The organism is Puia dinghuensis (assembly GCF_014642875.1).
In the GTDB taxonomy this organism is placed as follows: Bacteria; Bacteroidota; Bacteroidia; order Chitinophagales; family Chitinophagaceae; genus Puia; species Puia dinghuensis.
The window spans coordinates 130,357-146,538 of sequence record NZ_BMJC01000001.1 but is presented as its reverse complement, the minus strand read 5'-3'; the positions used below and the strand labels follow the sequence as shown (position 1 = coordinate 146,538).

9 protein-coding genes are annotated in these 16,182 nt (G+C 50.6%); 4 read left to right on the top strand and 5 right to left on the bottom strand.

Translation table 11 applies throughout. From position 1 onward, the window contains the following. Positions 1 to 66: 66 nt before the first annotated feature. The 3 genes from IEY39_RS00495 to IEY39_RS00485 form a co-directional block, all read right to left on the bottom strand. Positions 67 to 4,122, bottom strand: coding sequence for a hybrid sensor histidine kinase/response regulator transcription factor (locus tag IEY39_RS00495; protein WP_188927448.1), 4,056 nt, complete (start codon positions 4,120 to 4,122; stop codon positions 67 to 69). A gap of 165 nt (positions 4,123 to 4,287) precedes the next feature. Next, positions 4,288 to 6,465, bottom strand: coding sequence for a glycoside hydrolase family 44 protein (locus IEY39_RS00490; protein ID WP_188927446.1), 2,178 nt, complete (start codon positions 6,463 to 6,465; stop codon positions 4,288 to 4,290). Between the two features lie 183 nt (positions 6,466 to 6,648). Continuing rightward, positions 6,649 to 6,939: a hypothetical protein gene (locus tag IEY39_RS00485; RefSeq protein WP_188927444.1), complete on the bottom strand. Its 291-nt coding sequence runs from the start codon at positions 6,937 to 6,939 to the stop codon at positions 6,649 to 6,651. Positions 6,940 to 7,021: 82 nt separating this feature from the next. On the opposite strand from IEY39_RS00485, the gene IEY39_RS00480 reads away from it, so the two are divergent. After that, positions 7,022 to 7,549, top strand: coding sequence for a hypothetical protein (locus IEY39_RS00480; RefSeq protein ID WP_188927442.1), 528 nt, complete (start codon positions 7,022 to 7,024; stop codon positions 7,547 to 7,549). A gap of 1,269 nt (positions 7,550 to 8,818) precedes the next feature. Here the strand turns inward: IEY39_RS00480 and IEY39_RS00475 are convergent. Next, positions 8,819 to 12,301, bottom strand: a complete 3,483-nt coding sequence (locus IEY39_RS00475; RefSeq protein WP_188927440.1) for an ATP-binding protein — start codon at positions 12,299 to 12,301, stop codon at positions 8,819 to 8,821. Beyond that, entirely contained in the window at positions 12,301 to 13,587 is a 1,287-nt protein-coding gene (locus IEY39_RS00470; protein ID WP_188927438.1) for a metallophosphoesterase family protein, read from the bottom strand. Before IEY39_RS00470 ends, IEY39_RS00475 begins: the two co-directional genes overlap by 1 nt. A gap of 404 nt (positions 13,588 to 13,991) precedes the next feature. Between IEY39_RS00470 and IEY39_RS00465 the strand changes: the two genes are divergently transcribed. From IEY39_RS00465 to IEY39_RS00455, 3 genes are all read left to right on the top strand, one after another. After that, positions 13,992 to 14,213 (top strand): hypothetical protein, encoded by a 222-nt coding sequence (locus IEY39_RS00465; RefSeq protein ID WP_188927437.1) that lies wholly within the window; start codon positions 13,992 to 13,994, stop codon positions 14,211 to 14,213. A 12-nt stretch (positions 14,214 to 14,225) separates the two neighbouring features. Next, on the top strand, positions 14,226 to 14,645 hold the full coding sequence (locus IEY39_RS00460; protein WP_188927435.1) for a hypothetical protein: 420 nt from the start codon (positions 14,226 to 14,228) through the stop codon (positions 14,643 to 14,645). A 100-nt stretch (positions 14,646 to 14,745) separates the two neighbouring features. After that, on the top strand, positions 14,746 to 16,107 hold the full coding sequence (locus IEY39_RS00455) for a DUF4236 domain-containing protein (protein WP_229688818.1): 1,362 nt from the start codon (positions 14,746 to 14,748) through the stop codon (positions 16,105 to 16,107). Positions 16,108 to 16,182 lie beyond the last annotated feature (75 nt).

The following is a 16,182-nucleotide window of genomic DNA, read 5'->3' as shown; positions in this document are numbered from 1 at the left end:
CCCGACGGTATGATTCCGGTATTTTTGGGGTAAAAATTGTTAAACGACCCCGTCAGGGTTGCCGGATCATTTCTTTTTGCGCTTTTCGGACTGATAAACGCTGGGTAATACCCCATAGACTTCCTTGAAGTACCGGGCAAAGTATTTGGGATTGTTGAAGCCGACCATATAGGCCACCTCCGCTATATTATGCTGGGTCTTTTCCAGCAGCTGGGCCGCCCGCTTCATCCGGAAATGGCGGATAAACCCTATCGGCGTCTTTCCGGTCGCTGCCAGTATCCTTTTATATAGCGTGGTGCGGCTGAGCCCCATTTCCCGCGACCACTCGTCCACGGAAAAATCGGCATTGGCGATGTTTTTCTCCAACACATCCACGGCCTCGCGGATGAAATCTTCTTCGGTCTTCTCCGGCTCCGCCTCGATCTCGCCCGGCTCGGCCACTACCCTTCTTTTCAACGTCTCTTCTACCGAATCTTTAAATTCCAACAGATTCCGGATGCGGGAGACCAGGATCTCCACGTTGAAGGGCTTCGAGATGTAGTCATTCGCCCCTATGCCCAGCGCCCGTAGTTGATCCTGCTCATCGGACAAAGCCGTCAGCAGGATCACTGGAATATGGCGAGTCCGCTCATCGCTTTTTATCTTTTTACAAAGCTCCAGTCCATCCATCAGCGGCATGTTCACGTCGCTGACCACCAGTTCCGGTTGGGCAGAAAGTGCCTTTTGCCATCCCTCCCGTCCATTGGCCGCCTCCAGCACGGTGAACAGGGGCGCAAGATTGTCCTTGAGATAGAACCGGAAATCCTCGTCGTCTTCGACGAGTAGCACCTTGAACTGTTTCGTCCCGTCTTCCCTGGGTTGAGATGGCGCAGAGATATTAGCTCCGTCAGCGTCGTCCGCAACAATAGGTACCGCCGGCTCCGGTGATCCTCCCGGCAAAACCGTCACCGGTAACAGTATCGTAAAGCAGCTTCCCATGTCCGGTGCACTCTCTACCTTGATCGTACCCCCATGCATTTCCACGAACTCCCTGGTGATGGCCAATCCGATTCCCGTTCCCTGGCTCCGCACATGGCCTGGTAGCTCTCCCTGGAAAAAGGATTCAAATATCTTTTCCTGCTGGTCGGCCGGGATCCCGATACCGGTGTCTTTCACTTTAAGCTGCAGCAAGGCCCCTTGTTCGTCCTTTTCCAACACGGTAAACTCTACGCCGATCGACCCGCCGGGCGACGTGAACTTGAAAGCATTGGAGAGGAGGTTGAACAGGATACGCTCTACTTTGTCCTTGTCGAACAAAGCAGGCAGATATTCGGTGTCCCCCTGATAGGTAAAGCCAATACCCCGCTCTTCAGCGAGGTCTGCAAAGGATTGCGTAGTAGCTTTTATAAAGGAGGCGATATCTCCCCTGCTCATATTCAATTTCAGCTCATTGACCTCCATTTTGCGCAAGTCGAGCAGCTGGTTCACCAGGTGCAGCAACCGCCGGGCATTGCGCTCGATCGTCATTGCCAGTTGCCGATGGCCCGGCTCCCCGCTGCTGCGGATCAACTTGTCCACGGGCGAAAGGATCAACGACAGGGGTGTGCGGAACTCATGACTGAGATTAGTGAAAAATTTGATCTTCATCCGGTCTAACTCCCGCACCCGAATAGCCTCCCGGCGCTCTTCGGCCAGCGCAAACCGCGCACGGGCCCGCCGGATGATACGCATGCGACTTGCGTAGAGGATAGCCAGCGCAAGCAGAACATAGAGGATGTAGGCAATGGTTGTCTTCCAAAACGGCGGCTTTATGATGACCCTGATCGAGATGCCCTGCTCGTTCCATACTCCGTCACTGTTGGACGCCCTCACCCGGAAGACGTACTCTCCCGGATCGATATTCGTGTAGGCGGCGCGCCGATTGTGGCCATCCGTCATCATCCAGTCCTTGTCGAAGCCAACCAACTGGTAGGCATAACGATTCTTCCGGGCGTTGATATAGCTGAGCGCTGCGAATTCAAGGATAAAATTGTTCTCATCGTAGGACAACACCAGTTTGCCGTCCATGGGGACGGAAGCCGGCAGAGGGGTCTCCTTATTATATAATTGCAAACCGGTCAAGACTACCGGCGGAATGTGTTCGTTGAGCTGTATCGATTCAGGCCGGAAGAGGTTGAAGCCCTTGGGTCCGCCGAAAATAAGCTCTCCCTCTCTCGTCCGAAACGCGGTATTCGCGTTGAACTCCCGGCCTTGCAGACCATCATATTCATCGAAATTCAGGCACCTGATCTTCAAGGCCGCCCCTTCCCGGGAAATGGAGATCCGGGAGATGCCGGCGGAAGTGCTGACCCACAAGAAGTGGGCTTTATCTTCCAGCACGCTCAGGATCGTGTTGGATGGCAGCCCATCCTTTATGGTGTACGACTGGAATGTATCCTTCCCCGGCTGTATCACGCTTAGCCCCTGACGCGTCCCTACCCAAATATTTCCGAGGTGGTCGCATGTCAAACTGAATACGGTATTATCGCTGAGCCTGCTATTCCCCGCGATGTAGTGGACATATTGGCCCGTATTCCGTTGCAACTCATCGAGCCCGTATGCCGTTGCTATCCACAGGTTGGAGGCGGAATCCTCAGCGAGGGCCGGGACATAGTCGGAATGGATGGAACGCGGCATATCCGGCGTATTGTGATAGAATTTGCCCGTCGCCTCATCGAAGCGGTCCAACCCTCCGGCCATGGTACCCACCCAAAGATGATCTGCTCCATCTTCCCGCAGCGAATATACCCGGTTATCCGCCAGGCTGGCAGGGTCCGTATCGCTGTGCCGGTAATGGGTAAACGTCCGGCCGTCATAACGGTCGAGCCCTCCCTGGTAGGTGCCTATCCATAAAATTCCCCGGTGATCCAACAGCAACGAGACCAACACATCGCTTCCGAGACTATTGAGATCGCTCTGCTCGTGGCGGTATTGCTTAAACTTGTTTCCGGCCCGGTCGAAATAGATGAGCCCGCCGCCGTCCGTGCCTATCCAGAGGTTTCCCCTGGCATCCTCCGCAAAACAGTTGACATCGTCATAGGGCAGGCTTTCCGGCTGGCCCGGCTGCCGCCTGTATAGCGGAAAACGCAGCATGTGCTGCTGGTAATAGCAGACCCCGTTCTTTAGTGTTCCTATCCAAACCGCGCCTATGTCGTCGATATACAGTGTCGTCACCGTGTTCTCCGAAAGGCTTCTGTCTTCGTCCGAGTGTCGCAGGTTCCGCACCACCCCCTGTGCCATATCAAGAATATCCAGGCCGCCCTGATCGGTTGCGACCCATATCTGCCCCTTACCATCCTCGATAACGTCGCTGATGTTATTGCTGCTTAGCCTTATTACACCCGAATCCCTGCTCAAATGCCGGAGCCCGCCCGTATGCTGATCGTACACCCATAGCCCGGAAAGATTCCCCTGCGCATATAGCCAAAGCCTGTCCTCGCGGTCAAGAAACATTTTATATCCGGAGGGTGCCCGCTGCGCCGAACGCTGCAGGATATCCGTAACCATGGATATGGTCTGGCTACCGGGGTCGAACCGTTGCAATATCCCATTGTATTCTGACAGCCAGATGCCGCCCGCCCGGTCGACAGCCACATCGGCAACAGGGCTGTTTATCCCGCCTGCCCCCGGGACCGCCGATCGCACCCGAACCGCTCCCTGCCCGGGATCATAACGGTAAAGGCCCGAATCGCGATAAACAAAATAGTAACGATCGTCCTCGCAATGGACGATTCCTATCAATCCATACGACAAGATATTACGCGCCTGTAGATAAGCGGCAATGTGCGGCAGGAAGGCGCCGGTGGAAGGGTCATAGATGCTGATACCGCCCGCTGTAGTGACATACAACTTGTCTTCCGGTCCCTGGAATATGCCTTCCACCAGCTCGTCCGAGAGAGAGGTCGAATCCCTGTCATCGTGCCGGAAGACCTTAAAATTATACCCATCGTATCTGTTGAGACCCGAATTCGTCCCTACCCATACGAATCCCTGACGGTCTTTGAATATCACATTTATGTGGTTATCCGACAGTCCATCCTGGTCATTCAGTCTCGAAAAAGGATAGTCCTTCACCTGGCAATATCCCTCGATACTAGCCGACATCAACCAGCAAAGCGCTAGCCATCTGGTAACTAAATATATATCGCGGCGCCCCCAAGCTGCAAAAAATGGAACAGTCATTTCTAATATAAGCAGAATTACGCCCTAAATATACACTTATTACCTTATCTGTTAATTGATTCGCCAATTGCTGGAGTCCTGCTTGTTTTACTGTTTTACGAGAGGAACGTTTTTTCCCCCGGCACTCAAATAATATACGCCCCTGGCAAGGCCGCTGATATCAAGTGACGTAGAGATGACGCCGCCTGTCGATTGCAATTGGATTGCCCTGACCAGCTTTCCCGCACTCTCATGCAATTCCAGTACGATCGGCCCCTGCTGCGCAGGCAACTGAACGTATACCACATCGTTTGCAGGATTGGGGAAAACGGTAATGGCAGTAACATCATCAAAAGTTACCGCTACGGTTTTGCTGTAGGTGTAGCCGCCATTGCGGTCAACGATCTTCAGCCGATAATAGTCTACCGAACGCAATGGCCGGTTATCGTAAAACGAATAATTCTTATTCGGACCGGCATTGCCGGGTACGGTCGCCGTAGCGGCAACGGTGCCAATGCTGTTGAATGCCACCCCGTCAGCGCTCCTTTCAATGTCAAACGATGTTACCCCAGTGTCGTCACTGACAGTAAAATCCAACCGAACGTCATTACCCGTTTTCACCGCCGTCAAGGAAACAAGGCCGACCGATAAGACAGGTAAGCTGCCCGCCAGTTGCAGCGAACTGATAGATAACGGCGCCAGGGTCACTTGCAGGGTGGAATCGCTGGCCGGCATTATCGTTGACGACTGCAATGCGTTATTGGTATGCGAAATAAATGTTTCCGTACCCGCCGGAAGGTTAGACAAGGTGAGCACCTGGACTGGCTGGTTGGGTAATTTGAAATGCGCAAGGTTTACCGCGACGGTTTTGGTGAGAGTAAGAGACCGGTTTACCAGCACCACCGTAATCGAATCATTAGCATCACTGGCCGTAGCGTAGGAGGATACATCAAGCTCATCATCGGAAAGCGCATTAATGCTATTTTTTTTATTGTACCTGCTGTACAGGTGGAGTGTTTCCCACATGCCATTTTCCCAGTTCCAGGGTGAAAAATATTCCACGCCATGCTTCATAAATTCACCTAACGTGGAGCCATACCACACCGCCTGTGCGTTGGGATTGTTATTGAGATTGACCGCCGTTTCGGAAATACCAAAAGTCACCCCGTTGCCCGGCCCCATATACTGGTTCAGCCAGTTTTGACACCTTCCGAATATATCTTCAATTTGTATGGAATTATCCCACCCGCCATTAACTAAATGTACCCCATTAGCTTCAGGGAAAGCATAACTGCTGTCAAAAAATACCCGATGGTACTGCAGAATGTCGGAGGTGTTTGAACTACCCGGATAAAAGTGCAGGTCGATTACGTCCAGCAGGCGTATCCCCGTTCGTTGCTGCTCTTCGGCCAGCCGCTTGATAAAGAATTGCAGCCAGGGATAACTCACGCCGTCGGAACCCGTTACCGGCCCACCCTTCCACGCATACCATTGCCATTCGTTGGGACTCACCGGGCCGCTTAGCTTGATACCAGGGTAGAAAGCCCTCGCCTTTTTCGCTACAGCAAAAAAACGCTGCATAAACGATTCCGCATCCAATTGAACGGGCATGGCGTCATCGTGTGTTCCGGACCATATCTCCACCTCATTGTCCATATTCCAGTAGCGGAGATGAGTAGAGTCCAACCCTTGTCCCCCGCTGCGGAACCAGTGGTTCAGGATGCCGGTGGTGGAATCTTCATTCCAGTGTTCCAGATACAGGCTGGTATCGCCGTTTACCAGGGCCTGGCTTCCTCCGGCCGGGTTAACGGTGCCGCCGCCCGCGAGGTTCTGCTGAGTGCCCGACCAATATTGGGACTGGTTATAGGCCCAGTCGTCGAAGTTATGGTTAAGGTTCGACGCCGCCTGGCCCAGGAGCTGAAATCCCCATAAGGCCTGTGCAGAGGGGATATTTTGTTGCAAAGATGCAGCGGCAAAATCCCAGTCGGACTTGTACACATTATTATACCAGTCGGGATGGCTGCTTAGTTGCAGCCGCCAATTGTAGGTGGAAAGATTATTACCGCCGTTTTCACGATAGAAGTTGAGCCCCGCATCTTTATACAGCTGCCAGGTGGCGGCGCTCGTCGGGTTGGAAGGATCGTCCGATACAGAGTTATTCCTTCCATAAATAAAAGGAGAAACAGGCTTTCGGTTCAACTGCGGGTCTACAGTTACCTGTACATTCTGGCCTAAAAGCACCGAATAAATTGAAAGGAGCAGCAGGGACACGGCTAGTTTTTCCATAACGACCTAAAAATAGACGACTGCGCTCAAAATCATGGTAGCCAAACCTGCAAATCAAGGGCCAAAAATGTTAGCGGCAGGGATATCATTCTGTTATTTTGGGGCACAAAATGTTCAACAACCCTCAACTAATCAATCGCAAAAGGGTTGACCACTTTCTTCAATTGATATTGCAACGAGACTCTATTGAGATCGTCCGGCCGCCAGCAGGAACTCCACGACCAGGTCTTCGTCGATCACTTGACTCGCACCGCCGTCACCGGCGAAACCCTGGGGCCCGCTTACATGACTGCCGCCGTTACGGCAGCCATTGACAGCCAACAGCGGCCCGCACAACAGAAACGGCAGCAAGCAAGGCCTCAGCAAGATACCCGCTACAGCGCCAATGTCCCGCAGGTCCTTTCCGCTGTCCTTCACACTGACCTGGCCGGCCCCAATCACTTCGGAGAGGACCAATCCTTGGGGCATCGGCATAAGCGCTAATCGCAATGTTTCCCGGCTTTGGAAGACCGATTTATTTCGAAAAATGGGAAGATTTTTAGTAAATTTGTTATAGGTGAAGGGACACAAATATCATATTGGCATTGAAATAGATAGGCTTACCAACAGTATCGTAAATACCATTTCGGGTGATAGTTTTCAGACCGAAATATTACCCATTACCAAGGATGATCTCAAAAGCGTAACAAAGAAAGCAGACTGGAAATTTAACTGGAAAGCTGAAGCCAAATTGGCTGATAGGAAAGTATACAAACTGACCATTGAAGGGAACCCAACTATTATTCAGGGCCTTTTGAGCATCAGCGATTATGACGACCATGTTTTTATGCACCTGATCGAAAGCGCCCCCTTTAATTTTGGAAAGCCGAAATTATACGAAGGAGTCCCCGGTAACCTGGTCGCGTTTGCTTGTAAGGAATCAGTGGAAAAGGGATATGAAGGATTCGTTGCTTTTGTCTCCAAGACGAAATTGATGCGGCACTATAAAGATACCCTTGGTGCCCACTTCATTGGAGGTCAGCGGATGGCAATAGGTCGGGAAGCGGCCGCAAAACTTATCAATCAGTATTTTAAACCCAAGTAAAATGGGATATATCAAAGAACCCAAAGGTGTGGATTTCGTTGTCGAACCACATGTTGTAACAGAGGAAGACAGGAGAATTATCAGCGAGGCCATTGCTCACTACAAGGCCACGGGAAAATTCAAAAGGGTACCTAAGCCCAAGCGAGCCCGTCGCGCGACAAAGAAAGCTAAGAAGTAGGTTACCTTGTGCCGCACAAAAAGTTCTTTCATCAAATACCCAGCTGTTCGCCCGAGCTGATGAACGCCGCAAATAGATTATTGAATATCAGGCTCCTCGTTTCAAGAAATTATTAATCCACTACCGGAGAACCCGACGCTTTTTTCTTGTCTTTTTAGTCGACAAGAAGACAGCCACATTGCAATTAGTTGTTATCTTTTGCAAACAAAAGGATCTTTTATGGAAGAATTGATAAAACTCTTTTTTACTAAGAATAGGTACAAACTTATGTTTGACTTAACCTATTGGCTGATGTGCTTTTTGCTGACTTCCAAGTTGCTTTGTTCCCAAGGTATTTGTTACAATTATCCGGGAAAAATTGAAACAGCGACAATCCTCTCATTTATCTTCCATGGGCAAATTCTGATACCTCTAGTAACATTTATGATTGTCTGCTTTTTCTTCAATTCCGCCAACGCAACTTTGAACAACATTCTCTATCGCTACATAGTGAGGAAAACTACATATTTTAGGGGTGTCAAACAGGGCATCATTTCTATCGCACAAACCAGGCGATGGTTTCTTTATCAAAATAGCGGTTATAGGAAAGGCAATAGATATTATATCTTCGAAGAACTTATGAAAGCCTTCAACCATGACGAGTTTGATTTGTTGATCTTTGCTGAAAGATTGAATTCCATTGTGCTGTGCACTTTTCTTAATTTACTTACATACAATCAAACTTCATTTGGAGATATATTGCTAATTCTTTGTGCTATTTTTTACTTAGTACACATGTTTAACCTCTTCTTTCTTCGTGAAATAGAAAATAACATGTTGTTTTTCCAAGCAATAAAAAATGAAATTGACAACCCTACAGGCCCGGTGTCAAACCTTAAGACCCTAAACCTGCAATGAGCATCCCTGATGAATCAAATTGTCCGTTCATGTTTGATCAAGTTAGCAATCCCCCCGGCACTCAACCATTTTTAAATGGATATTCCGAACCCGCGGTTTTTGCCAGCCATCGGCTTGCCCGTATTAGTAGACAACTAAGAATTGCATTCATATGCATTTTACATAGACCAGCAATTTTAAACCCGTAGAAAAGATCAACCATTGACCATTGGCTGCCGCTGCACCACCCGCCGAAGAAATCGTTCCGCCTCCTCCGCGCTTAATACACTAGTTGTCAAGAAGGCCTTAAGCCGGAGCTGGATTTCCTGATCCGAAATTATCTCCAAATCATCGATATATTCCTCTCCGCGAAGGAATTCTTCCAATTGATCTGCATAGGATACCCGAAAGCCGGGGATTTCCTTGTTCCGCAAGGCTGCCAGCAGCCGCCACGGGTCACCCCCTACCTCTTTCAACTTTTCCGTCACCTCATCCAGGAAGCGAGGGGAGATCGTCTCTGATTCCTCCAACACCTGCCGGTCGATCGGCCAGGGCCGCCCCTGTCGATAAAGCTCCTGGTATCGTGCCAGCAGGTCAACCCGTGCCCGGACCCCTGCCAACAATTCCTCCGTCCACTCGGGCTGCAGCGCATCATGCGACAAAATCGACTCCCATTCCCCCCAACGGCTGATTGCCAACCTCAGCAAACCGGCCAGCACTCCAGTATCCTCGACCAGATGCCAGAGATGAATCGCCGCTGGTTCCTCCGCCTGCAAATCGAAGCTATCCACCGCCAGCAGGTTTCCATATTCTTCATGGCCCATTCCGTCCGGATCAGGTATCTCCGTCGTAAACACGAAGTTGCCGGCTGCCCCAGCCTCTTGGAGATAGGCTACCACTTCATTGTGCCGGCCGTCCAGCTCCACCACTTCTCTTGTGATCTCCGGCCTATCTTGCAGATATTCCACCCATTTCTGCACCTCGTCTTTCTGTGCCGTAAAATAGAACACCTGCCGGCCTTCCCGACCGATCTCCACCATCGCCTCGATGATTGCCCGCGCCCGCTCCTCGTCGCTATTGGCCAACAGTTCGTCGGCCATCACCGGCAGGCTCATCCCTACCTCCTGCTTTTCTATAAAGGCCAACCGCACCGCAAGCAAGAGCTGAATCCGCGTGCCCGTCGACAGCTCCGACAAGGCCTGGCCAGCCCGCAACACCGTATCATAAGCGCGGAAGGAAGGATTGTCATCTTCGTCCACGATCAGCTCATAGCGACCATTGGTGATCCGATTAAACAAATGCTTCGCCCGCCGGAAGACGGCAGGCTGGTTCTCGTCCCCTGTCCGCTTCTTGACGGCATCGAGAATCAGCGAACCGGTGATCGCTGCAAGATTGGCGTCGTACATTGTCCGCAATCCTTCTACCGTTTCTTCCCGGTTTAATAGGGCTTCCTCCAGCTCATTTCCCTTCTTCCGGCTATTCACCATTCCCTTAATGGTATTGAGCTGCGCCTCGGTATCCTTCAGCCCTCTGGCCTTACCTTCCAACTCCCTGATCTTTACTTCTATTGCTGCTGGCTCCAGACGCTCCATCTCTTCCCTCATCGCAGCATGGATCGGATGCCGCTCCAAATCTGCCTTTTTCTCCGGCTCATCCCGCAACTGAAAGTCCCGCTCTTTCACCGACCCATTGTAGGCCTCCAACCGACCGATCAGCTGTTGCGCCGCACCTTTATCCCCTTCAGTCAATCCCAGCTTGATGTATAGTTCCTTACGATCATTTTGAAGTCGCAGTTGCATCCGAGTTGCCTCTTCGAGCATCTGCGTTTCAACAGCGATACTGCTTGTCAGCTTTCCCCAGCTTTCGTCCATTCCCCTAAGGGCTGCTAACATGCCCTTCGCTGAAGGGCCATCCTTAGCCGCTGCCAAATTATAACCGGTAATTAACTCGTTGATCCGCGCCAATTCTTCCTGCACGGAACTCTCCAGTTGCGCTATCTCTGCCTCCACCGCGGATCTTTCATCATGAGATGCCTGCCATTCTTCAACGCTTTTGAGAAACCAGTACAGTCCGGCGTAGTTCTCCAAGTCCGCGTCCGGAGCTTCCGGCAAAGCTTTCAACCGCTGCAACAATTCACCCCACTCTTTTTCGATCTGCGCCAGCCGGGTTTCGACCTTCGTTTTTCCGTCCTGATGCAGTTTCAGTCTCGCGGCGACCTCAAGAGCCCATTCGGCCTCTTTCACCTGCAGCAAAAGTTCATTCAGACGCTCAACCACCCCTTCTCGAGTCCAGGCTACTGGAACTTGCAATCCCGTCCGCTGAAAATCCGCCAATCGATTGCCTTGCGGCTGGTTTTTTCCTCGCTTCGCCACTATCGCTACCGCGACCATGAAAAAGATGCCCAGAAAGCCGATGGGTCCCAACAGCCACACGCAAACGCAAGCGATCGCACCCATTATCAGCAATACCCAGATCGACCACGACGGCAGCCGCGGTTTTTGTTCGGGTTCCTCCAGCCAGCGACTCAGGGTATGAATTCCGAGATTGAGGTTTTCTATCGACGTGAGCTGTTCTTTCAGCAAAGCGCCCGATAGCTGCCCGATGAGCGAGTTCAGCGCCTGCTGTTCACTAAGTGCTTCCAACTGCCGCCGCAATAAGTCACTCAGCACCCGAATGTCTCCGGTGGATATTCCCGGCCAATCCTCCAGATTTGCCGGATCACCAAGTCGCTTCAACATCTCCTGCTCCTTTTTTAAGATGCCTTGTCGTTCCTTATCCTTCCTGTTCAACTCCTTTTCTGCGTCACCGAGACGGCCTACCCGCTCATCCAATTCTGGCAAGACCATGTTCCTGATCCCGCCTTCCGGAACCCCAATCTCCGCTAGGAGTTTCTGGCTTTTCAAAACCTCTTCTCGGCGGGTCTCCAACTCTCCGTTCACGATTCCCAGCTGTTCATCCAGCTTCAGGATTTGATCATATTCCTCTCCTGTCAGAATCTGCATAACGGCAGGGTAACTATTCGATCGCTCCAACGCCTCATCCAACTTATTTTTTGTTTCCCGCCAGGCCAACAACCGTCTATACCATCCCAACTGCCCGACGGCTACCTCACCTTCTTCCGCAAGCTTTCCCAACTCCGTCAACTTCGCCTCCTGATCCTTCACCCCCTGTTGTTCGCGCCGGAGTGTTTCCACTTTAGCATGTGCTGCCTGCCAATCCTTGTATTCCCTCGAATTCTTCGGCCTTATGCCATCCCAGTATCCCAGCGCAGCCTTCGCTGCATCCAGGTCATAGCCTCCGATCGACTCCCGTTGTATTTCCGCCGCGAGGTCCCGATCATCTCCGGTAACCAATTCATCCAGAGCCAGCATATAGCGGTCCCGGCCTTCCACCGCCGGCAAGCCCGATAACACTGCATCCACCCCGCCACGCTGGACCAACGCCTGGCCGCTATCGATCTTCAGGTCCCATCTTTCCCCGCCAATCTCAACCGTCGCCTCCGCCTGAATACGGACATGTAGCTGTCGCCAGATCAATTCGCGGATTGCCCGAGCCGTCGAGCTCTTGCCCGAACCATTTTTGCCATAGATGATATTAATAGTCGATGCAAACCGCCGGTAAGCCGGCAGCCCCCTTGGCAGGCCCGGCATTTTCTGGATATGTAACTCGCGCAGAAGAAAGGTCTTTCGTTCCATCATTACTGCATTGTCGATTTTTGTAATAAAAGCTCTGTAAGCGACCGGTTCAGCTCCTTAATCAGGTACTCCCTGGCATCTGCAGGCTCCATTGCTCCGGTCTCCGTCAAAGGCTGATAGACAGCAGCAACACTAAGATTTCTTTCGGCCTTCCGCCATTTCTCCTCCAGCTCTGATAACAAGGGTGTTGACCGGTTCTCGCGGATCGCGAGGATCAACGACGCCAGCATACCAGCCGGGGAAGGCTCACCCGATAACTCCCGTAGATTTCCCACTGCCGGCCGGATCGCGGAACTAACCTTCCGGATATAGACGGTCGTCACTGGACTCACTGGATTTGCAAGGTCTCCCTGGCTTGCTTCGGCCCAACCTTTCACCTGCATCCCATTCGCATGCTCACCCGTAAAAATAAGATCGTAAGTAAGGTGTCTCACATTGTCCAGCTCCGGCAATCTTCTCCGGGCATCGGTCATCGCTGCCGAGTGGATCAACTCCCAAAGCGTTTCCCGCGTATCCGCCCTGCTGATATCCACATCGAGTCGCTCATACCTCACCGTCGAAAGGAACACCGGCTCAATATTGATCCGATCCTTTTCCAATACAGTCATCAGCAGGAACCCATGTGCCCCTGGCTCCTTCGCACTCTGCGCCTGCAACGACCCTGGGTAGTGAATCGTTGTTCCAGCCAAGTCCAACGCGCATGGCTTATGGATATGACCCAGCACCCAGGTTCGGATGCCTGTAGCCACCAAATCCTGCCGACTCACCGGGCAATAGATGCTGTCAGGAATATCGAGATCCGCATGCAATAGCCCGATAACCGCATGGTTCGGATCGGGGTTAAGGCGTCCTATTGTCCCCAAAGGACTCACCTTGACATACTGATGAGGGAATGACCAGCCCACAAATTGCACTGTCTCGCCATTCTTTGTAAATGGCACCAATTGCCATTCGCCTGCCCGGCCCAGCAAATGAACATGCGGCAACTGCACGTTGATCAATGGCGGCAGCACTTTGTAATCATGATTTCCGGCCACAATGAAAACCTCGATCCCCGCTTGACCCAGCGCATTAAGCCCGGCTTGCAAGGGGCCAACCGCTTCAAAATAACCATTCTCCTGGTCGACGATATCTCCGCTGAGCGCGACAACATCCACTTCGTTATCTATGGCCCATCGAACCAACTGGTCCCAGGTATACTTCGTGGAAATATCCGTCGCATCGTCCGGCAACCCCGATGAGCGTTTGCCCAGATGAAGGTCGGCGGCTGCCAAAATCTTTATTGCCATAAAAAATTAAATTCTGTAATGAAAGTTAGTCGACACGCATTTGTATGGTTCAGTTCTACCGGCGCAACGCCCGAAGACCCACAAATGTATAGGAAGAAAGTCAAATATATTTGGCATAGATGCCGGTGATCCCTTGCCCCACGGATCTGACACATAGCATTACTCCGTTCATACCTTCCACAAACCAGTTCGGATAACCACATGAGCATTCTATCTTTTACTGATAAACTACAATTAGGATGTGATAAACCACCACGGCTACCGGTGTCAGCCCGGTGACGCCCATCGTCGCCCATTAATAGCTGACCACTCCAAAATTGACTTATTTACCAGGGAATAGGCCCATAAAATTTCTTAACTTGCACATAAGATCGCCAAGACTGATGGTGGTTGCAAACACGTATATGGATTTATATTTCTCGATCTTTCAGGAGCCCAATGACCTCTATGATCGGCAAAAATATATTCGATACATTGAGGGCCAGGTAGAATTACCACCCGATTTCAAGCGTCAATGGATCGATGCTCATCAATATATGATGAAAGCAGTTGGCCGGGATTTTTTAATGCGCGCCGGTGATGGCCATCCTCTTTTCCGCTTGTTGACGGGTACAGCGCCCTGGTAGGGCCGTCGTCTTATGGAGCTTGCTCAGACGCTCCGATACCTGGTGGCAAACGACCCCGACCACAAAATCTTGGTGGGCAAACTGGGATCGAACGACGCTGCGCCGGAAGCAATGCCGTTCCTTGACCTTGCTGGCCAGTTGATCGGGGCGGGTTTTCATGTACATTTTCCGCGGGCAAACCCGAGCAAGAGGAACCGCGATGTTATTGTAACCGATAGGAAAACGGGAGTTGAGGTTTGTATCGAAGTGAGCCATTTATCAGCAAGCGAGGAGCGGGAGAAATTCGACCAGAATTATCGGCATCTGGCACACCTTTTTCGCCACTTTGATAAGCAGGTCGCTGCGAATAGGGAGATCGTTCGGCCTGACCTGCACAGCCCGACACCTAAGACGCCTGCCATCCATTATTACATGGCCGATAACGACGTGTAGAACCCTTAACTAATCGAAATGGGTCTTTTCACGGTACCAGCCTTGGCAAAAAATGCTTACATTGTCCGATGCGTCTGATTAAACTCAACATGTGGCTGCTATGAGTTTCAATTTTCGAAAATCAATAAAATTCGGTCCGGGAAGACTGACTTTTTCCAAATCTGGTGTCAGTTATTCCATAGGAACAAAGGGAGCCAGAATTACTACAGGGCCGCGCGGAACATATGTCACTCTTGGCCTCCACGGGCTATATTACCGACAGAGGATAACCTCAACAATAAAATATCGACCCCCAACCGTCCCGGGCTACGACGAACTGACTGAACCACTCCTGCATACCATAACTTCGGAAGCCATCGATCAATTAACGGATAGTGACTCAAAAGCATTTGTCGAAGAACTAAATGCAAAAACAAATCGGATCTCCTATTTCCGGTGGTTTTGCCTCTTTCCAGCAACGCTTTTTCTCATCTGTCTCTTTGTATATTTCAGCCAGGATTCCTATACGGAAGAAAAGACAACCTATTTCATAGCTGTCGACTCACTGAATAAAGTGAATGTGCGCCAGAACCCGAACAAAAATGGTAATATTATCGGCAGCGCTGATAACAAGCAATACTATGCTATTATTGATACGTTGGGCAAAGGGTGGAGTAAAATCAAATTTGGTGACACAGTAGGATATATCGCTAAACAATACTCCCGGATAGATTCCATTAAAACACCCATTCACACTTATGCTAGATTCGAAACCAATAAGAGGGATTTAATTTCCTTGAGCATTATCGGGGCAGCCTTTTTCATATATATCGGCATTGTATTCTATAAGCAAGACAAACAACGACTCCTAGTTGAAATATACTATGAAATTGATGATCATATTAAGGAGGTATATGACAAGTTTCTCAGGAATTTCACCGAATTGCTTGCGTCACAAAAAGTGTGGCAATATCTGCACGCCGAACGAACCAGTGACTACAAACATCACGCAGGCGCGGGAAAACTCATTACACGTATATCGATCAAAAGAGTTTCGACGAATCACAAACCGGCTCCGTTCTTTAGAACAAATATTCCTGTCCCCAATATAAAATTGCGCAATTCCGATCTCTACTTTTTTCCTGAACGCCTGATTATAAAACGAGACAAACAGTTTGCCGCTATTTTTTATAAACATCTGCGCATAGATTGCGCAGACATCATCTTTATTGAGGACGAACCCGTAGCGTCAGACGCACAGGTCGTGGACTATACCTGGCGCTTCTTGAATAAGAATGGCACGCCTGATAGACGGTTTAACAATAATCGCAGACTGCCTAAGTGTCTCTATTCACAGTACCATATCAATTCCGGCACCGGCGTTAACGAGATCATCACTACCTCCAAACAAGGTGCATTCAATGAATTCGCACACATCGTCAAAGCCATTGCGAAGCTCCAACAATACTATGCCGCGCATTGAACGGGGTTACCCATAGTGCGCCTTATGGGGGCATTATTGTCTTCCATAAGTCAATTCGCTTGTTCATCAACACTT